Source organism: Microbispora sp. H11081, from assembly GCF_012999535.1.
Lineage (GTDB): Bacteria > Actinomycetota > Actinomycetes > Streptosporangiales > Streptosporangiaceae > Microbispora.
On the sequence record NZ_JABBWV010000005.1, the window covers coordinates 320662 to 339545 of the forward strand.

Consider the following 18884-nt stretch of genomic DNA (forward strand, 5'->3'; position numbering starts at 1 on the left):
GGGGAGAGCGGCGGGCACGCGGTGGCCGGGGGAATCCCCTCAATGCGACGACTAGTGCAGCAGCTCCTCGGCCACCGCGAGGAGCTTCAGGGCGGTCGGGTCGGCGGCACGGCCGCCTCGCGGCACCCGGTCGGAGATCCGCTGCAGCAGCACGTGGACGTCCTCGTCGCCGGGCACGGCCGGGACCGCGGTCTCCGCCCGCCGCAGCCGCAGCAGGAGCTCCAGACCGTACGCGGCCTGGGCGGCGAGCAGCGCCAGGAGGTCCACGTCGGCGAGGTCGCCACGCCAGTCGGCGGACCGGTCGAGCACCTCGAGCACGCCGATGCAGTTCTCCTGCAGGATGACCGGCGCGGCCATGATGCTGCGGGGGACGTACCCGGTGGACTCGGCGGCGTCGTGGGCGAACTGCGGCACCGCCGCCGCCTCATCGGCGATCATCGGCTGACCGCTCGCCGCGACCCAGCCCGCGATGCCGGTGCCGGCCGGGAAGCGCGTCCCGACCAGGTGCTGCTCCCCCTCTCCCGACACGGCCTCGAAGACCAGATCGCCGGTCTCCTGGTCCACCAGGAAGACGGACGCCGCGGCCGAGGCGAAGACGTGCCGGGCGACCTCGACGGTGGACTGCAGCAGCCTGCGCTCGGTGATTTCGCTGTCGGAGCGCCGTTCATGCACGGACATGCGCGTCTCCCTCGGATACGACGACGTTGCTGGCGGCCAGGTAGAGCACGGACTTGAGCTGGAAGGGGGTCAGCCACCGGTGCCTGCTCAGGATGAGCGCGCAGATCCCGGTGATGTGCGGCGCGGCGAAGCTGTTCCCGGTGCTGCGGATCTCCCTGCCGCCGGGCCAGGCCACCGGCACGCGGACGCCGCGCGCGTAGAACTCCGCCGGCGGCGCGGGGTTGTAGTAGTAGGTCATCGGGTCGGGCTCGTCGTGGCTGGCCACCGAGATGACCGAGGAGAACGTCCAGGGGAAGCTGACGACCGGCATGTTGTGCGCCGAGGCCACGAGCACGCAGCGCCGGAAGTAGGCGCGGTCGGCCAGTTCGTGCAGCACGGGCAGAAACTGGCTCCTGGTGGTGGACAGGCTGAGGTTGACGAGGTCGAACCCCTCCTCGACGGCCCAGCGCAGACCGGCCATGAGGGCGGCCCCGCTGCCCGAGCGCCCGTCGGTCAGCACCCGTACGGAGGTCAGCGAGACGGCCGGGGCGATCGAGCGGATCACGCCGGCGCAGGCGGTCCCGTGGCCCGCCGGGTCGACCGGGTCGCAGTCGACGACCGTCAGGTCCGCGCCGTCGTCGGCGACCACCAGCGAACGCTCCAGGCCGCCGACCCGCGGGTGACCGGCCTCGACGCCGGTGTCGAGCACGCAGACGCGCACGCCCGCTCCGTCGGCGTCACCCCAGGCCCATTCTCTGGTGACGTCCTCCAGGCGGCTCACGCCGAACTCCTCCGGCGCGAGCCGGGAGGTCGCCAGGCTCCAGGCGGGCACCCCGGGGAAGTGCTCGCGTTGCTCCCGGCGCCATGGGGGCTGCATCACGCTCGTCTCTCCTCCTCGATCAACCGGCGCACCCGCCGGGCGGGCAACTCCGCGCCCTTGGTCGCGTAGCCGCGCAGCGCGCGGGCCGCGGCCCGCGCCGCGGGACCGGTCCGCCCGGCCGCGAGGTGCACCTCCGCCAGGTCGGCCAGCACGTCCCCGCGCAGGCAGGGGTCGTCGGTGCGGGCGAGCAACTCCTCCGCGCGGACGGCGAGGGCGCCCGCCGTGCCGTGGTCGCCGTCGAGGGCCGCGATCCTGGCGCTCACCGCGAGCCGGATCAGCTCTCCGCGGGCCTGCAGCCGTCCGCCCTCGTCCCGCAGCCGCTCCATCTCCCGGGCGGCCTCGGAATGGCGCCCCTGCCTGAGCAGTTCGCGGGCCGCGTAGAGCTCCAGGGTCCTGGCCGGCTCGGACTGGCCCGCGCGATGGAGGTCCGCCGCCGCCCGGCGGAACAGCGCCTCCGCCGCGTCGTGCCGCCCGACGAGCGACTCCACCAGACCGCGCACCTGGAGGACCGCGGTCGCCGCGAGGCCGAGGTGGAGATCGACGGCGTGCCCGTCGGCGGTGTCGAGGATGGCCAGGGCCGTGTCGACGTCGCCGGCCAGCGCGCGCAGCCGCGCCTCGGTGACCAGGACGGGCAGGAGCATCGCGCGGTCGGCGCCGAACCTGACCGACAGCCCGGCGCACAGGCTCAGCCCTTCGGCCAGCGGGGTGGGAGACCACTGCGCCAGCTCACAGAGCCCGCTGAGCAGGCGGTTCTCCTCGTACCTGTCGCCGAGGGAGCGTGCCCTCGCCAGGGCGTCGAGCAGGGCCGCCTCGGCCGCCCCCGACCGGCCCTCGCCGATGTGCAGCAGCGCCTCGAGGTGGTGGAAACGGCACCAGCCCAGGTCGTCGCCGGGGTCGGCGGCCAGCGGCGCACGGAACCGCTCGGCCGACGCGGGGCGCCCGCCGAAGCGCACCGCCAGCATCTCGCGCTGGATGGCGCAGGTGAGCCGGGTGCGCGGGTCGTCCGGCAGCATCCGCTCGGCCACGTCCAGCGCGGCGTACGGCCGGTCGGACTCGCCGCGGGCCAGGCCGGCGTCGCAGATGCGCACCGCCAGCGCCCGGTGGTCGGCGTGCCCGGCCGGCAGCAGGTCCCTTCCCCGCTCCAGGAGCGCGATGGCGGCGGGCAGGTCCTTGCGGTGGAGGGCCCTGGTGCCCTCCCCGACGAGGGCGCGGGCGGCCCGCTCGGTGAGCGACGGCAGCAGCGGGTCGTCCGGCCGCACCTCGCGTTTGAGCAGGCAGGCGGTCTCCAGGTGGTGGGCGAGGTCGCCGTGCGAACCCTCCTCAGAGGGGGACGAGACGGCGGCCCGGCCGGAGATCCGGTCGGCGAGGGCCAGATGCCAGGTGGCCCGCAGATCCTTGCGGGTCATGGCGTAGACCGTGTCCCGAGTCAGCGTCTGCGCGAAGTGGAACGACCCGGGCGCGCCCCCGCGCCGGATGATGCGCGTGCGCAGCAGACGCCCGAGCAGCCCGCCCGCGTCGAGCGGGACCGGCGGGTCGGCCGCGCAGACGACGTCGAGCTGGTCGCGGGTGAAGACGTGACCGATCGTCGCGGCGCGTTCGAGCACGTCGCGCTCCCCGTCGTCGAGCCGGTCAAGGCGCGCGCCGATCAGCGCCTGGATCGTGGGCGGCAGCGGGGCGTCCTCCCCCTCCTCGGCCACCGTCTCCAGCAGCAACTCGGCGAACAGCGGGTTGCCGTCGGCGCTCTCCGCGACCCGCCGGCACAGGGCTTGGCCGGCGGCCATGTCGTGAGCGGTCACCTCGGCCTCCGGCAGCCGGTTGGCGGCCAGCTCGGCGACCAGCAGTTCCATCTGCGCGGCGTCGAGCGCCCTCAGCTCGAACGCGACGGCGTGGTCCGTGCCCATCGCCCAGGCGGGCCGCGTCTCCAGCAGCTCGGGACGGGCCACCCGTACGAGCAGGACCGGCACGTCGGCGAGCCACGAGGTGAGGCCGTCGATCAGGTCGAGCAGGGTCTGCTCGGCCCAGTGCAGGTCCTCCCAGACAACCACCAGCGGCCCGCGCCCGGCCAGCGCCTCGAACAGCGCGCGCACCGCCCGTGATATCTCCTCGACCCCGGGGTCCTCCCCGGTGCGCGGCGCGTGCGCGGCGTCGGCGGCCACCAGGCCGCGAAGGGCGGAGCGGCTCGCCGCCGCCAGCTCAGGCAGGACACCGTGCCAGTCGTCGCCGAGGGACTCCACCATCTCCACGACGGGCCGGAAGGTGATGCCCACGCCGTACGAGCGGCACCGGCCGGTCAGGACGGTGACCTCGGCGGGCAGCCCGTGGACGAAGTCGCGCACGAGCCTCGACTTGCCGATGCCCGGCACGCCGAGCACGGTCACCACCGTGCACCGGCGGTCCCGCACCGCCTTCCGGTAGGCCGTGCGGAGCCGCTCGATCTCGGCGGTGCGGCCGACGAGCGGGATCTGGTCGTCGTCGCGGGCGGCCTCGGGCTCCAGCGAGGTCACCCGCCAGGCCCGCACGGGGCTGCTCTTGCCCTTGAGCGTGAGCGGCGGCACGGGCTCCAGCCGCGCCTGGGCGCGGACCATGCGGGCGACCTCGTCCCCGACGAGGATCTCCCCGGCGCCCGCCGCGGACTGCAGGCGGGCGGCCGTGTTGACGGTGTCGCCGATGACCCGCATGTGGGCTCCAGGGGTGGCGATGACCACCGCCTCCCCGGCGCTGACGCCGCAGTGCACGTCGAGCCGGATGCCGTGCGTGGGGGCCAGGTCGTCGCTCAGTGCCCGCACCCGCAGCAGCGCCGTGTGGGCGGCGCGGATCGCCCGCAGCGCGTCGTCCTCGCGGCCGCCGACGATGCCGAAGGCGGCCATGATCGCGTCCCCGATGTACTTCTCCACCACACCGCCGTGCTCGCTGATGCCGGAGGTGCACGCCTGGTAGTACCGGTCGAGGATGTCCCGGAGTAGCTCGGGGTCGAGCCGTTCCGCGAGCTCCGTCGAGCCGATCAGGTCGATGAAGACGACGACGACGTTCCGGCGCGCAGGGCGGGAGGCCCCGGCGTTCATACGAGCTTTAACTCCTGCCCCTCGACCTCGCCGGCGGCCGCGTCCAGGCGGGTCTTGATCGAGTTGAGCAGCTCGACCTCCGGCCTGCTCAGCTCGGCGAACACCTGCCGCTGCCGCTCGTTGAGCATGTCCACCGGGTGGCCCGCCTCACGCAGGGCCGTCAGCGGGTCGAAGGACGCCGGTCCGTTCCGCACCTCGTGACTGTTCATCGGCCACCTCCTGGTCGTGCGCGACCTGTCCCATTTGCCGTACGTCGCCAACGGTAGGGACGGAGGGTTCAGCGCCAGTATGGCGACGCCATGCCGTCGCCATACTGGCCCTGAACTGACCGCTCCTAGCGTGTGCCTCGCACCCGGCCATGAGACCGAGAGGAGCGTCGCCATGACGGACCAGAACGAGAACCTGCCCGAGCCCGAGGAGACCGAGGCCCCCGAGGTCGTCGCGCACTCCGAGGAGGAGGGCGAGGAGACCCCCTGGTGCGTGATGCACCAGGAGAAGGCCCAGTAAGACGCCTCGGTTCCCGGTCCCCCCGGTCTCCGGGCGGGACCGGGGGACCCCCCTGCCCGGCCCTCGTCTGCACGCGGAGATCCGATGAACAAAGGTCAGCACCGGGGACCCGAGGCGCGGCCGCGCGTGATCGGGGGAGACCACGGCTGGTGGTTTCTCGGCCCCGGCGGTATAGCCCGGTTGAAGCCGCATCACCTCACTCCGGCGGGCGAACTGCGCCCCGAGGCAGAACGCGTGCTGCGCGATCGGGGGCTGTTCCGGCCGCCGGCCTTCCGCAGCTACTCGCTGACGGTGCTGACCAGCACCAACTGCAACCTCGGCTGCGCCTACTGCTTCCAGAACACCGCGCAGGACACCGCAGGCGGAAGCCGTCCGCCGCGGATCGCCTACTCGCGGCTCACGTCCGCCACCATCGACACCATCGTCGACTTCACCCGCCGCCGGCAGGCGGAGGCGGGCCTGGACGGCCTGGTGCTCATGCTCTTCGGCGGCGAGCCGCTGCTGAACCCCCGGGGGTGCGTCGAACTGCTCTCGCGGGCCGGCGGCCTCGGGCTGCGCTGGGCCAGCATGACCTCCAACGGCACGCTGATGACCGTCCCGCTCGCCCGGCGGCTGGCCGACCTCGGCCTGCGGGACGTGCAGGTCACGTTCGACGGCGACAAGGACGACCACGACCGCATCCGGGTGCGCCGCGCGACGGGCGGCGGCACCTTCGACGACATCGTCGCCGCCATGGCCGCGATGACCGCGGCCACGCCCATCAAATGCGGGATCCGCGTCAACGTCTCCCACCACAACTACGGGGGGATCGACACGCTGGTCGAGCGGCTCGGGCGGGACCTCGACCCGTCGCGCTGCTCCCTCTACTTCGCCCGGGTCGGCGACGTGGGCGTCGGCTACGACAACGACCTCGCCTTCTCCGGCGACATGGCCGCCCGCTTCCACCGCTGGCAGCGCCGCGCGCTGGAGCTCGGCTTCGCGGTGCCCCGTCCCCGCGCGCACACCCCCTGCCAGGCGTGCTCGTACCCGGACGGCAGGTACGGCGCGGTGGTCAACGCGGACGGCACGCTGTCGAGCTGCTGGGAGACCGCGGGCAAGCCGGACTGGCAGGTCGGCACGCTCACCGACGGCTACCTGCCGGCAGAACGGACCGCGGACAGGTGGATCTCCTGCGAGGAGTCCTACCAGTACGCCGATGACCTGTCCGAGCTGACGAGGTTCCAGGACACCGTGGACGCGGCCCTGCTCGACTACCTGAGCGCCACCGGGCGGCTCGGGGCGGGCGCGGCATGACGACGGAGATCGCCGCGCGTTATCCGGAGGCGCCCCGCTCCGACGTGGCGGAGGAGTTCCACGGCGTGGTCGTCGCGGACCCCTACCGCGCGCTGGAGGACCCCCTGGACGCGCGGACCCTCGCGTGGACGGCCGCCCAGGACGCGCTGTGGCGGCACGAGCGGGCCGGCTGGGAACACCTGCCGGCGTGGCACGCCGAGCTGGTCCGCCTCAGCCGGGTGGCGCTGTCGTCCGCGCCCCGTCCGCGCGGAGATCGCGTCTTCTTCACCCGCAGGGAGCCGGGCGATGACCAGCCCACGCTGATGGTGAAGGAGGACGGGGTCACCCGCCCGCTGGTCAGCCCGGCGGCCCTCGACCCCGGCGGCCGTACGGTGCTGGAGGCGTGGCACCCGTCGGCCGAGGGCGACCTGCTCGCCTACCAGCTCTCCACCGGCGGCACGGAGGAGTCGCTCCTGCGCGTGCTCGACGTGGCCACCGGGGAGGTGGTGGACGGACCGGTGGACCGCGTGCGGCGGGCATCGGTCGCGTGGCTGCCCGGCGGCCGGGCGTTCTACTACGTGCGGCGGCTCCCCCCGGAGCTCAACCCGGGCGAGGAGCGCTACCACCGGCGCGTTTACCTCCATCGCGTCGGGTCGGACCCGGCCGATGACGTCGTCGTCTTCGGCGACGGCCGGGACAAAACCTCCTTCTACACCGTCGCCGTCACCCCGGACGGCCGCTGGCTGACCGTGACGGCGACGGTCGGCACCGGCCCGGCCACCGACGTGTGGCTCGCGGACCTGTCCGTCTGCCCGCCCGAGCGCCCGGACTGGCGGCCCGTGCAGGTGGGCCTGCCCGCCCGCGGCGCCCTGCGGATCGCCCCCGGAGCCGGCCCGGACGACCCGATGTGGCTGCACACCGGGCACGAGGCGCCGCGGGGCCGTGTCGTCGTGACGACCGCCGCCGATCCGGGCCCCGCGACGTGGCGGACGCTCGTCCCCGAGCGGCCGGACGCCGTGCTGTCCGGCTTCGTGCCGCTGACCGGCCCGGAACTGGCGCGCCCGCTCGCCCTGGTGTGCTGGACCCGGCACGCGGTCTCCGAGATCACGGTGCACGACCTGGCCGACGGCCGCGAACTGGGGCGCGTTCCGCTGCCGGGGAGCGGGGAGGCAGGCCCGTTCTCGGTGCGGCCGGAGGGCGGCCACGAGGCGTGGTTCGTGTACTGCGACCACACCACACCGCCGCTCGTGCTCCGCTACGACGCCCGTACGGGCACGGTCGCGCCGGACCACGCTGAGCCGGATCACGCTGAGCCGGATCACGCCGGGCCTGGCCGGTGGGCGCCCGGCCCGCGCGGGCCGCGTCCGGCCGTGACCACGCGCCACGTGACCTTCCTTTCGCACGACGGCACGCCGGTCCGCATGTTCGTCCTGTCGCCCACGGGCGAGCCCGACCGGCCACGCCCGGCGATCCTCACCGGGTACGGCGGATTCGGGGTGCCGATGTCCCCCGGGTACATGCCGCAGGCCCTGGCCTGGGTGCGGGCCGGCGGCGTCTTCGCGGTCGCCTGCCTGCGCGGCGGCGGCGAGGAGGGCGAGGAGTGGCACCAGGCCGGCACCCGCGTGCGCAAGCAGCGGGTCTTCGACGACTTCGACGCCGCTGCGGACCATCTGCTCGCGCACGGCTGGACCGCCCCAGGCCTGCTGGGGATCATGGGCGAGTCGAACGGCGGCCTGCTGACCGGGGCCGCGCTCACCCAGCACCCGGAGAAGTACGCCGCCGTGGTCTGCGTCGCGCCGCTGCTGGACATGCTCGCGTACGAGCGCCTCGGCATGGGGCCGAGCTGGCGGGCCGAGTACGGCAGCGTGCGGGATCCCGAGGAGTTCCGGGCGCTGCTCGCCTACTCGCCCTATCACGCGGTCCGGCCGGGAGTGCGGTATCCGCCCGTGCTGTTCGCGGTCGCGGACGGCGACACCCGCGTGGACCCGTGCCATTCGCGGAAGATGTGCGCGATGCTCCAGCACGCGTCGTCCGGGCCCGGACCGGTGCTGTTCCGGCTGGAACGCGATGTCGGCCACGGCGCCAGAGCGGCCTCGCGCAAGGCGGCGCTGCTCACCGACGTGATCGCCTTCCTCGCCGCGCATCTCGGCCTGGAGCCACCGGCATGAACGTCCTGTTGTGCCCGTTCAGCGATCCCGGCTACCTCTACCCCGCGCTCGCCGTGGGACGGGAGTTGCGCCGCCGGGGGCACCGCGTGCTCGTCCTCGGCCGGTCCGGCGCCGTGCCCACGGCGGGCCTCGCGGGGCTGGCGGCGCTGGACGCGGCCGGCTACGAGGGGACGGGCGGTTTCTCCGTCGGCCGCTGGGCACTCGGCGGTGCGGCGCAGTATCGGGCGGTGCGGCACGTCGCCCGTGAGTTCCGGGCAGACGTGCTGGTCACCTCGGTTCTCGGGCACGGCGCGCTGCTCGCCGCCGAGGCGCTCGACCTGCCGGTCGTCGTGCTCGGCTTCGCCGCCCACCTGTGGCCGTACGCCGCAGGGGGCGAGGGCGAGCCGCGGCACGTGGTGGCGCGCGAGTGGCGCCTGCGGGAGACGTTGCGCCACTACCGCGGGCTGCGCGAGCTGGCCGGCCTGCCACCGCGCCGCGACCGCAGGGCGGAACGGCCGCTGATCGGCTCCGGCCTGCTGCTGCGCGGCGGTCCCGCGCTGGAGTATCCCGGCGCCGTGCTGCCGGAGGGGGTGCGGCACGTCGGGCCGTGCCAATGGGAGCCCGCGGTCGACCCCGGCGAGGTCGACAGGATCGACCGCCGGCTGAGCCGAGTGGGCAAACCGGTCGTCTACGTGCACCTGGGACGCCAGTTCGGCGGACAGAGCCTGTGGCCGGCGCTGAACGAGGCGTTCACCGGGGGTCCGTTCCAGGCGGTGGTGGAGCGGGCCCGCAGCGGCGAGCCCAGCCCCGCGGCGGGCGCCGACATCCTCGTGGTCCGCGAGCCCTGGATGGGGCCGCTGGTCGAGCGGGCCGCGCTGGTGCTCACGAACGCCACCACGTCCCCCGTGCTGGCCGCGCTGCGGCACGGCAAGCCGCTCGCCGTCGCGCCCGCCGGTTCCGAGCAGCCGCTGCTCGCGGAGGCGTGCGTCCGGGCCGGGGTGGCTGTCCGGTTCCCCTGCGGCGATCAGCCGGGGCCGGGCGCCGCGGTGCTGGCGGCGGCCCGCGACGACGGCGCGCTGCACGAGCGCGCACGGCGGGTGGGCGGCGGGCTGCCGCGGGACGGGGCCCGTTCTGCGGCCGATCGGGTGGTCGCGGCGGTCACCGCCCGCGGGCCCGCGGCGCCCGAGCCTGGCCGTGCGGAGTCGTCCGGGGCCGGCCGCGACGTGCACGACGAGAGGTTCCGCACGGCCGAGCGGGAGGAAACCGTGGAGGCGCGCACATGACGACGGTCCCGCCGATGCCCTTCGACCACGGGTTCCCCGCCGATCCCTACTCGCGCCTCGCGCCGTTCCGCGCGGGCTGCCCGGTGGCGCGGGTCAGGACGCCCGCAGGCAGGCCGATGTGGATGATCACGCGGGACGAGGACGTCCGGGCGGCCTTTCTGGACCCCCGCCTGTCGATGCGGGGCGGCAGGACCGAGCCCTACCCGCCCGCGCGCCGCGCTCTGGACGTCACGCTGGTGGGGCACGACCCGCCGCATCACACGAGACTGCGCCGGCTCGTCACGCCCTGGCTCACCCCGGCTCGCGTGGAGGCGTACCGGCCGGTGGCGGAGGCGGCCGCCGCGGAACTGCTCGACGCCGCAGGGCGGGACGACCCGGCCGACCTCATGCGTTTCGCGCACGCCTTCTCCTTCCGGGTGATGCGCGCGCTGCTCGGGGTGCCCGCCGCCGACGAGCCGGAGTTGTACGCGTGCGCGGAATCCGTCTTCGCCAGGCCGGTCCGGGACCGGGCCAGGGTGCAGGCGAACCTCGACAGGCTCGACGCCTACTTCAGGGAACAGGTGGCGCGGCGGCTGGCCGGCCCCCGGCAGCGGGATCCCGGCGACGGCGTCATCTCCGCCATCGTCGACGCGTGGGAGCCGGGCGGTCCGGTGAGCCGCGACGAGGTGGTCTCGCTCTGCGCGACGCTGCTGTTCGCCGGTTACGAGAGCACCGCCCAGATGATCGGGATGTCGATGGCGACGCTGCTCGCCAGGCCGGGGACGCTCGCGGCGCTGCGCGCGGAGCCGGGAACGCTGCCGCACGCGGTGGAGGAACTGCTCCGCTTCCAGACGCCGGGGCCCTTCGGCACGATACGGACGGCCTCCGAGGACGTGCTCGTCGCCGGCACGGTCATCCCCGCGGGCGGCCGGGTCCTGCTGTCGATCGCCGCGGCCAACCGGGATCCCGACCGGCACGCCGATCCCGACGTGCTCGACGTCGGCCGGGCCACGGCCACACGGCACCTGACGTTCGGCCTTGGGACGCACTTCTGCATGGGCGCCGCGCTGGCCAGGCTGGAGCTGACCGTGGCGCTGCGCGCGATCCTCGACCGGTTCCCCCGCATGTCACTCGCGGTCGCGCCCGAGCGGCTTGTGTGGCAGGGCAACCACCTCAACAGGGGCCTGGCCGCGCTGCCCGTACGGCCGCACGGCTGAGCGCCGCATACCGGGTCCATACCGCGTCCCTACTGACCGTCAACCGCCGGTTGGGACGCTCGGAGCACCTACTCACGAAGGTGGCAGCATGACCGAGCGGAGCGAGCGAAGCGAAAAGCACAGAGAGCTGCCGCCGCTGCGCCGCAATTTCCGGTTCCAGATGCTCTGGATCGGCGCGGCGGCGTCGGAGCTGGGGACGACGCTGACCTGGGTGGCCTTCCCGCTGCTGATCCTGAGCATCACAGGCTCCGCCGCGGTGGCCGGGCTGGTCAGCGCCTGCCGGATCACCACCAACCTGCTGATCTCCCTGCCCGCCGGGGCGTGGGTGGACCGATGGGACCGGCGCCGTATCGCGATCACCGCGGAGGCGGTCAGGTTCCTCACGCTGGCCGCGCTGACCGTGGCCATCATGGCCGGTCATGCCGCACTGTGGCAGATCGTGCTGGTCGCGGTGGCGAACGGCGCGGCCGACTCGTTCTTCAGCCCCGCCAGGGCGGCCGCGATCCGCGCCGTCGTGGCCCCCGAGCAGCTTCCCGAGGCGTACGCCCAGGAGGAGGCGCGGGGACACGCGGCCTCCCTCGCCGGGCCCCCGCTCGGCGGCTTCCTGTTCGGCCTCGGCAGGGCCTTCCCCTTCCTCGTGGACGCGCTCACCTACCTGATCTCGCTGGTGTGCGTGGTGCTCGCGCGGGTGCCGCGGCGTCCGGAGGGGGCGACGGAGCAGCGTAAGACCGGTATCCGGGCGGACGTCATGGAGGCGGCGGGCTGGTTGTGGCGGCAGACCGGCCTGCGCGCCGGGCTGGCGTTCTCCCTGGTCGCCAACCTCATCGCGAACGCGTTGCTGCTGCCCGTCATCGTCATGGTGGGGGCGCGCGGCGGCGACCCGACCGCGACCGGCGTGGTGCTGGCCGGGCTCGGCCTCGGCGGTCTGCTCGGCGCGACCCTGGCGGCCAAGATCGGGCGCCTGCTGCCGCCGGGGAAGCTCATGCTGGTCGTGGTCGGGTTCTTCGCGCTGGCGATCTGCGCGACCACTCTGCCGTTCGGGCCGTACTGGCCGGTGGTCCCGCTGTTCCTCGCGATGGTCGCGGTGCCGGCGCTCAACGTGGTCCTGCGCGTGCTGGTCGCGAGGCTCGTCCCTGACGCGATGATGGGCCGGCTGGTGTCCCTGTTCACCATGGCCAGCATGGGCCTGACCCCGGTCGGGCCGCTGCTCGGCGGCCTCCTGGCGGAGTACGCCGGCGGCGCGGGCGCGCTGGTGGTCCTGGGCGGCCTGCTCGCGGCGGGGTGCGCGGTGGCCTCGGTCAACCCCACGCTGCGCGGGCTCGACGTGCCGCCCGACGACGATGCGGAGCCCGGCTCCGCCGCCCCGGAGTCCGCCCCGGACTCCGCCGGCCCGGACTCCGCCGCGGCCCCGGACGCCGGCCGCACCGACGCGGGCGCGGACGGTTCCGGGGCGGACGACTCCGGGCGCTCAGCGGCGCCCGTTCCCGCCGAGCTCGGCCGCGAATCGGTGGGCGAGCGGTGACATCGAGTACGCCAGGGAGTGGGCGACCACCTCGGCATCGGTCCCGATCGGCGCGACCGACAGGACGTTGGACTCCAGCAGCAACTCGATGACCCGCTCGCCGGGTCCTCCGGCGCCGTCCAGCGCCGCGACGAGCTCGTCGTGCCCGAAGACCGGGCCGGCGAGCCCGCCGAGGGCGAGGAACGCGGCGCGGTGCGGCCATGAGGGGCGGGCGTAGTAGTCCTCGTACCGCCGGCGCAGCGACACGTCTCCCGCGGCGAACTCGTCCAGCACGTTCTCGGTCCGATCCAGCCGGTCGGCCAGCATGCCGAGCGGCAGGTGCGGCAGCCGGGCGAGCCGCCCCCCGAGCAGGCGCAGGACCAGGGGCGACAGCCCGTATTCGCGGAACAGCCGCCGCACGGCGGACAGATCGCCGTGGACCCGGTCGCGGCCGGCGAGCCGGCTCAGGAACTCGACGCCCTCGCTCGCGGACAGATCCGCCAGCCCGATCCGCGCCACCGACTCCAGCCCGCTGAGCCTGCTCAGGCTCGTCACCAGGACCCTGCTCGACGCGGTGCCCGGCAGCAGCATGCGGACGCTCGGCTCGTCCGGCGCGTCATCGAGGACCAGCAGGACCTTCCGGTCGGCGAGCCACGACCGCCAGACGGAGGCCAGCACGTCGTCCTCGCGTACGCTGCCGACGTCCATCCCGACGCCCTTGAGGATCTCCCGCTGGATGTCCGCGGCCGACCGGGGGTCGCCGTGCCGGCGCAGCGGGATGACCAGGGCGCCGTCCGGGTAGCGGGGAGCCAGCATGTGCGCGACGTGGACGGCGAGGGTGGTCTTGCCGGTGCCCACCCCGCCCGTGATCACGGTGACGGCCGAGCCCTCGTCCAGGATGCGCCGGATCTCCTGCTCCCGGCCCACGAAGTCGTCGATGTCGCGGGGCAGCCGGTTTGCCAGAACGCGTACGGGCCGGGGCCGGGCGCCGTCGGTCATGCCGGGGAGCCGGGCGGGCGGAGGACCTTCACCGTTGAGGATGGACTGGTAGAGCTGCCTGATCACCGGACTCGGGTCGATGCCCATCTCGGCGGCGAGGTGCCTGCGCAGGCCCTCGAAGTGAGCCAGCGCCTCCGCGGCCCGCCCGCACCGCGACAGCGCGGTCATCCTGGCCGCGGCGATGCGTTCGCGGGTGGGATACCGCTGGGCCACGACGTCGAGGGAGTTGAGGGCCTCGACGTGACGGCCCAGCTCGATCTCCAGTTCCACCCAGTCCTCGTAGATCGACAGGTAGAGCTCGGTGAAGCGGTCCATCTCCGCGGCCACGAGTGGGACGTGGCAGAACTCCTCCAGCGGCCGATCCCGCCACATGCCGACGGCGTCGCCCAGCAGCGCGGCCGCCGTGGGGAGGTCGCCGCTCCGGATCGCGGCGCGCCCCGACCTGCCCAGCTCCAGGAAGCGCAGCAGGTCGAGATCATCGCGATCGGCCCGCATGCGATAGCCCCACCCCTGGAAGCTGATGCGGTCGCCCACGACCTTGCGTAACGCGGACACGTAGACCTGCAGGTTCTTGCGCGCCGTACGCGGCGGCCTCTCGCCCCACAACGCGTCGACCAACTGGTCGGAGGCGATGACCGCGTTCGCGTGGCACAGCAGTATCGCCAGGAGTAGGCGTTGTTTCGGGGCGCCGATGACGGCCCTGCGGCCCGCGACGCGGACCTCGAGCGGGCCGAGGATCGAGCAATGCAGTTCAGGCGCAGTCACGTCACCCATCCGCGCGTTCCTTGGTCCTGGGGTTCGGGGGCTTGGTCAGCGGCCGGAGCCGGCTGTCCGGGCTGTCCTGGTGTCCAGCAGCAGAAAATCGACGAGTTCGAGCGGGGGCGGCGGCCCTGCGTCTCCCAGGGCCGCCAGGTGGAGCGTCCTCGCCGCGAGAGCGGCGGCCGTGGAAACCGCTCGCCCTCCGGCCTTCGTTTCGAACCAGCGCCAGTCGCCGTCGGCGTTGACCTCGAGAAACACCACGTCTCCCGCGCTGAGCAGCAGGTCGAAGGCGCCGTAGGTCAGCCCCCACAGGTTCGCGAGCCTGCGTACGGCGTCGGCCGCGGCGGGCGGGACGGCGACCGCTGTGACGGTCACGCCGGCCTCCTCTCGCCACGGCGAGTCGGGGGCACGCTTGCCGACGGCGTAGCCGTGCACGTCGCCGGCGACGTGGTAGACCCGCAGCTCGGCGTCATGCTCGACGTGTTCCTGCACGATGACCGGGTAGTCGAGGGCGGGCCGGCGCAGGAGCTCCGCACGGGACGTGATCTCGGGGAAGATCCCGGTCAGGAGGCCGGGCGCCGTCTCGACGAAGTGCTCCCCGACGACCTTGACCACGACCTTGCCGTCCGGCATCGCGGCGGCCGCCTCCGCCGGACGGGTGGTGACGACCGTCCTGGGGACGCGGATCCCGGCCGCGGCCGCGCCCGCGAGCTGCTCCAGACGGCCCGGCCGGTTGCCGGGCAGGCTCACCGGCGCGAGTGAGCTGAGCTGCCGGACGAACGCGTCCCACGATTCGGCCCGCAGGAGGGCCCGCGCGGCGCCCGGCGTCACGGGCATGGCCCGGGGGGAGAAATGACGGGCCCAGACGACGGTCGGAGCGATGCGGCGGCCGTCCAGGTCGAGCACGCCGCACGCCCGGCCTCCGGCGGCCGGGGCACGCCCCGCGGCGTCGTGCGCGGCGGGGTCCGGGCCGGCCCCGGCGACCTCGGTGGACAGCCGCAGCGAGGTCACGCTCTCGGCGTCGACGCGTACGCTCGGCACGCCGAGCCGGTGCAGGGTCTCCTGCAGTACGGCGAACTCGGCGCAGCCCGCACGGTCGGCGAGCACGACGCAGGGGATGGGGGCCGCCGCGGGTCCGGTGTCCGGGAGTCGCCACGACACCGAGCCGGGTGCTCCGCGAAGGTCGACGACGAGGTGCGGGGGGCGCGACCAGCCGGGCAGGGCCGGGACGCCGGTGGTGCTCATCAAGGCGCTACCGCGGTTGTGCGCCGTCCCAATCCGTCATTCCGCTGTCGCCTCGCCCCCACCCGATTCATCCTCGCGATCATGCCCATACCTGATAAGTCAACATTGGCCCCAGTTTGCTGTCAATGGAACTTCTTATAACTGGTAACGAGGTTTATCGTCATCTGTCGGAGTTGCGTGTTAAGCCAGGTCGGCCCGCGTGGCGATCCGGAAAGCAGGGACCGCCGGGTGGTTCGTTCGTTATTCTGATGTAACCCGCGGTTTGCGGACCGAAGCAATTCTTGGATTAGGACGTTCCGTTGTGCGCGCCAATCCCCCGCCGCCACGGCCGCGGCCGTCGCCGGCTGTTCAGGGGCCTACGTAAACTGGATGCGCTCACTCCTCCGACCGTCGCGAGAGCCCGCGACGGGCCGGGAGACGGGCCGGGGCGAGGACGAGGAGGACGGCGTGGGCCGGCGCGTGCACGGCGATCGGGAAGAGGCGGATCTGCCGGTCGACCCCGACGCGGACCTCCGCCACGAACGGGACGTGATCCGTCCGCCCGCGGCCCCCGCCCGCCACCGGACCTGGGACGTCCTCGCGATGATCGCCCTCGGCGGCGGGATCGGCAGCGTGGCCAGACATCTGGTCGGCCTGGCCTTCCCCGCGCCGCCCACCGGGTTCCCCATGGGGACGTTCCTCATCAACGTCACCGGCTGCTTCGCGCTGGGCGCGCTGATGGTCTTCGTCCTGGACGTCTGGCCGCCGCGCCGCTACGTGCGCCCGTTCCTCGGGGTCGGTGTGCTCGGCGGTTACACGACGTTCTCCACGTTCGCCGCCGAGATCGTGGACAGGTCGTCGCACGGCGCGCTGCCGATGGCCGCCCTGTACGCCGTGGCCAGTCTGGTCACCGGGCTGGCCGCCGTCTTGTGCGGCATCGTCCTCGCCCGTGCCCTGGCGGGCATCCCCGTACGGCGGCATGGCAGGGGGAACGCATGAGAGCGCACGGCCCGGCACAACGCCTGACCATCCTGATCGGGGAGAGCGACCAGTATCGGCACCGGCCTCTCTACACCGAGATCGTCCATCGGGCGCGCGCGATGGGCCTGGCGGGAGCGAGCGTCTTCCGGGGCATCGAGGGCTTCGGCGCCTCCTCGCGCATCCACACGAGCCGTCTGCTGTCGCTGAGCGAGGACCTGCCCGTCGCGGTCGTCATCGTGGACGTCCCGGAGAAGATCAGCGCGTTCCTCGCGGAGCTGGACGAACTGGTTACCGAGGGCCTGGTGATGGTCGACCCCGTGGAGGTCTACCGCTACGTGGGGCGTGCGGAGTCGTGACCCTTCTGCTGGTGTTCCTCGGCGGCGCGGTCGGCGCCCCGGCCCGATACCTGGCCGACCGGCTGGTCCAGCGGCTGCACGACAGCGTGTTCCCCTGGGGCACGCTGTCGGTCAACCTGGCCGGGTCGCTCGTGCTGGGGCTGCTGCTCGGCGCGCGCGACGACCTCGGGCTGCCTGCGGAGGTGGTCGCCCTGCTCGGCACGGGCTTCTGCGGCGGGCTGACCACGTTCAGCACGTTCGGCTTCGAGACCGTGCGGCTGCTGGAGGAGGGCTCGGTCCTGGGGGCCTGTCTCAACGCGCTCGGCAGCCTGGTCCTCGGTGTCCTCGCCGCCGCCGCCGGATTCGGCCTGATCGCCCTACTCAGCTGAGACACCCGGCGCGCCGGAGTGGCGCGCCGGGTGCTCCGGAGGGGTCAGCGGTGCCCGTGCCCGTGGTCGTCGTGCTGCTGGGTCCAGGGGCCGGTGATCGCGAAGACCAGGCCGGGGCTCTGGATGTTGGCGAACAGGACGCGGCCGTCGCCGCCTCGGGCGTCACTTCGCCAGGAAGGCGACCAGGGCGTCGGTGACCTCCTGGGCGTGGGTCCACAGCAGGCCGTGCGGAGCGCCCTCGATCTCGACGTACTCGGCCTGGGGAAGCGCCCGGTGGAAGGGACGGCCGGTGGAGTCGATGGGCAGGATGCGGTCGGCCGTGCCGTGGACGATGAGCGCGGGCACGTCGATCTTGGGGATGTCGGCACGGAAGTCGGTCGTCCACGTGGGCACCACCGCCGACGAGGCGTACCACGAGGCGCCCGCCGCGGTGTTCCAGTTGGCCCGGACGACCTCCTCGCTGAGGCGGGTGCCGAGGTTCTCGTCGGTGTTGTAGAAGGCGTCGTAGAACTCGGTGAAGTAGGCGTAGCGGTCCTTGGTGACGGCGGCGGAGATGCCCTCGAACACGCTGCCGTCGACGCCCTCCGGGTTGTCCTCCGTCTTGAGCAGGAACGGTTCGAGCGAGGCCAGGAACGCGGCCTTGGCCACCCGCGCCGAGCCGTACGTGCCGAGGTAGCGGCCGACCTCGCCGGTGCCCATGGAGAAGCCCACGAGGATCACGTCACGCAGGTCGAGGGTCTCCAGCAGGGTGTTCAGGTCGGCGGCGAAGGTGTCGTAGTCGTAGCCGACGGTGGGCTGGCTCGACCGGCCGAAGCCGCGGCGGTCGTAGGTGATGACGCGGTAGCCGTTGTCGAGCAGGGCGGGGATCTGCTTCTCCCACGAGTGGCCGTCGAGGGGGTAGCCGTGGATGAGCACGACCGGCTGCCCGCTGCCGTGGTCCTCGTAGTAGAGCTCGATGGCGGTGCTGTTCTCCTGGCCGACCGTGATGTACGCCATGACGCGCTCCTTCTGACTCTCCGTCGCGGGGTTCCCCGCGACCGGTTTCTCGGTACGCCCCAGAGACTAGACCACGATTAAGTTGTGCGCAAGGTAATTGGGCGCGCGTCACTTGGGTGGAGGTGGGGAGAAGGGTCAGTCGCGCCGGTTCGTGTGCGCGGTGACGTTGTCCGTGAGCCGGCGCAGCGTCCCGAGGGTGCGGGTGAACTCGTCGGGTTCGAGCGACATCGCGCCGCCGACCGCGGCGAAGACGCCGTCGCTGCGCTCCCGCAGGTTCGCGCCCTTCTCCGTCAGCGTGACCTGCACCGTGCGCTCGTCGTCGGCGCGGCGCTCCCTGCGCAGCAGGCCGTGCGCCTCCAGGCGCTTGAGCAGGGGCGTCATCGTGCCGTAGTCGAGGTGCAGCGCGGCGCCGAGTTCCTTGACCGCGACGCCCTCGGCGGGGCCGTCCCACAGGACCAGCAGGACCAGGAACTGCGGGTAGGTGAGGTCCATCTCGTCGAGGAGAGGCCGGTAGAGGGCGGTGACGGCCCGGGAGGCCGCGTAGAGGGCGAAGCACATCTTGTCGTCGAGGACGCCGGGGCGCCCCTGCTCGCTCTGGTCGCTCGTCATCCGTCCACTGTATGAGCCCTGGTCCACGATGTGCACGTGGTCGGTCCAATCGGGCACGAGGGATCCGGGCACAGGGGACCCGAGGGA

At 73.5% G+C, this 18884-nt stretch carries 17 protein-coding genes; 9 read left to right on the top strand and 8 right to left on the bottom strand.

Annotation, left to right across the window (positions count from 1 at the left end; translation table 11 throughout):
• Nucleotides 1-51: 51 nt before the first annotated feature.
• From HHX31_RS16380 to HHX31_RS16395, 4 genes are read right to left on the bottom strand one after another with little or no spacing between them, the layout of a single operon-like run.
• Nucleotides 52-678 (bottom strand): GAF domain-containing protein, encoded by a 627-nt coding sequence (locus HHX31_RS16380; protein ID WP_169949129.1) that lies wholly within the window; start codon nt 676-678, stop codon nt 52-54.
• Entirely contained in the window at nt 665-1534 is an 870-nt protein-coding gene (locus tag HHX31_RS16385; protein WP_169949285.1) for a S8 family serine peptidase, read from the bottom strand. The genes HHX31_RS16380 and HHX31_RS16385 overlap by 14 nt, the downstream gene beginning before the upstream one ends.
• On the bottom strand, nt 1534-4599 hold the full coding sequence (locus HHX31_RS16390) for an AAA family ATPase (protein ID WP_169949130.1): 3066 nt from the start codon (nt 4597-4599) through the stop codon (nt 1534-1536). The genes HHX31_RS16385 and HHX31_RS16390 overlap by 1 nt, the downstream gene beginning before the upstream one ends.
• Complete coding sequence (locus HHX31_RS16395; protein ID WP_169949131.1) at nt 4596-4808, bottom strand: aroma-sacti cluster domain-containing protein; 213 nt, start codon at nt 4806-4808, stop codon at nt 4596-4598. Before HHX31_RS16395 ends, HHX31_RS16390 begins: the two co-directional genes overlap by 4 nt.
• Before the next feature lie 172 nt (nt 4809-4980).
• Between HHX31_RS16395 and HHX31_RS35130 the strand changes: the two genes are divergently transcribed.
• The 6 genes from HHX31_RS35130 (at nt 4981) to HHX31_RS16420 (ending at nt 12526) form a co-directional block, all read left to right on the top strand.
• A complete protein-coding gene (locus tag HHX31_RS35130) occupies nt 4981-5106 on the top strand; it encodes a hypothetical protein (protein WP_283244500.1) in 126 nt (41 codons plus the stop codon).
• Between the two features lie 84 nt (nt 5107-5190).
• Nucleotides 5191-6399 carry a radical SAM protein gene (locus tag HHX31_RS16400; protein WP_169949132.1) on the top strand — a complete coding sequence of 403 codons (1209 nt, stop codon included), beginning with the start codon at nt 5191-5193 and terminating at the stop codon, nt 6397-6399.
• Complete coding sequence (locus tag HHX31_RS16405) at nt 6396-8546, top strand: prolyl oligopeptidase family protein (RefSeq protein ID WP_169949133.1); 2151 nt, start codon at nt 6396-6398, stop codon at nt 8544-8546. Before HHX31_RS16400 ends, HHX31_RS16405 begins: the two co-directional genes overlap by 4 nt.
• Complete coding sequence (locus HHX31_RS16410) at nt 8543-9808, top strand: glycosyltransferase (protein WP_211589787.1); 1266 nt, start codon at nt 8543-8545, stop codon at nt 9806-9808. Before HHX31_RS16405 ends, HHX31_RS16410 begins: the two co-directional genes overlap by 4 nt.
• Nucleotides 9805-11004: a cytochrome P450 gene (locus HHX31_RS16415; protein ID WP_169949134.1), complete on the top strand. Its 1200-nt coding sequence runs from the start codon at nt 9805-9807 to the stop codon at nt 11002-11004. Before HHX31_RS16410 ends, HHX31_RS16415 begins: the two co-directional genes overlap by 4 nt.
• Before the next feature lie 88 nt (nt 11005-11092).
• Nucleotides 11093-12526: an MFS transporter gene (locus tag HHX31_RS16420; RefSeq protein ID WP_169949135.1), complete on the top strand. Its 1434-nt coding sequence runs from the start codon at nt 11093-11095 to the stop codon at nt 12524-12526.
• Here HHX31_RS16420 and HHX31_RS16425 read toward each other — a convergent pair.
• Nucleotides 12473-14278 carry an AfsR/SARP family transcriptional regulator gene (locus tag HHX31_RS16425; protein ID WP_169949136.1) on the bottom strand — a complete coding sequence of 602 codons (1806 nt, stop codon included), beginning with the start codon at nt 14276-14278 and terminating at the stop codon, nt 12473-12475. The two genes, HHX31_RS16420 and HHX31_RS16425, sit on opposite strands and share 54 nt — an antisense overlap.
• A 36-nt stretch (nt 14279-14314) precedes the next feature.
• Nucleotides 14315-15508, bottom strand: coding sequence for a hypothetical protein (locus tag HHX31_RS16430; protein WP_169949137.1), 1194 nt, complete (start codon nt 15506-15508; stop codon nt 14315-14317).
• 369 nt (nt 15509-15877) lie between these two features.
• On the opposite strand from HHX31_RS16430, the gene crcB (HHX31_RS16435) reads away from it, so the two are divergent.
• From crcB (HHX31_RS16435) to crcB (HHX31_RS16445), 3 genes are read left to right on the top strand one after another with little or no spacing between them, the layout of a single operon-like run.
• Nucleotides 15878-16486 carry a fluoride efflux transporter CrcB gene (gene crcB / locus HHX31_RS16435; protein WP_169949138.1) on the top strand — a complete coding sequence of 203 codons (609 nt, stop codon included), beginning with the start codon at nt 15878-15880 and terminating at the stop codon, nt 16484-16486.
• A complete protein-coding gene (locus tag HHX31_RS16440) occupies nt 16483-16824 on the top strand; it encodes a DUF190 domain-containing protein (RefSeq protein ID WP_169949139.1) in 342 nt (113 codons plus the stop codon). Before crcB (HHX31_RS16435) ends, HHX31_RS16440 begins: the two co-directional genes overlap by 4 nt.
• Nucleotides 16821-17192, top strand: coding sequence for a fluoride efflux transporter CrcB (crcB, locus tag HHX31_RS16445; protein WP_169949140.1), 372 nt, complete (start codon nt 16821-16823; stop codon nt 17190-17192). Before HHX31_RS16440 ends, crcB (HHX31_RS16445) begins: the two co-directional genes overlap by 4 nt.
• Before the next feature lie 162 nt (nt 17193-17354).
• On the opposite strand, the gene HHX31_RS16450 is transcribed toward crcB (HHX31_RS16445), so the two are convergent.
• Together HHX31_RS16450 and HHX31_RS16455 are read right to left on the bottom strand one after the other, a co-directional pair.
• Nucleotides 17355-18188, bottom strand: a complete 834-nt coding sequence (locus HHX31_RS16450) for an alpha/beta fold hydrolase (RefSeq protein ID WP_169949141.1) — start codon at nt 18186-18188, stop codon at nt 17355-17357.
• Nucleotides 18189-18323: 135 nt separating this feature from the next.
• On the bottom strand, nt 18324-18797 hold the full coding sequence (locus HHX31_RS16455) for a MarR family winged helix-turn-helix transcriptional regulator (RefSeq protein ID WP_169949142.1): 474 nt from the start codon (nt 18795-18797) through the stop codon (nt 18324-18326).
• Between the last annotated feature and the right edge of the window lie 87 nt (nt 18798-18884).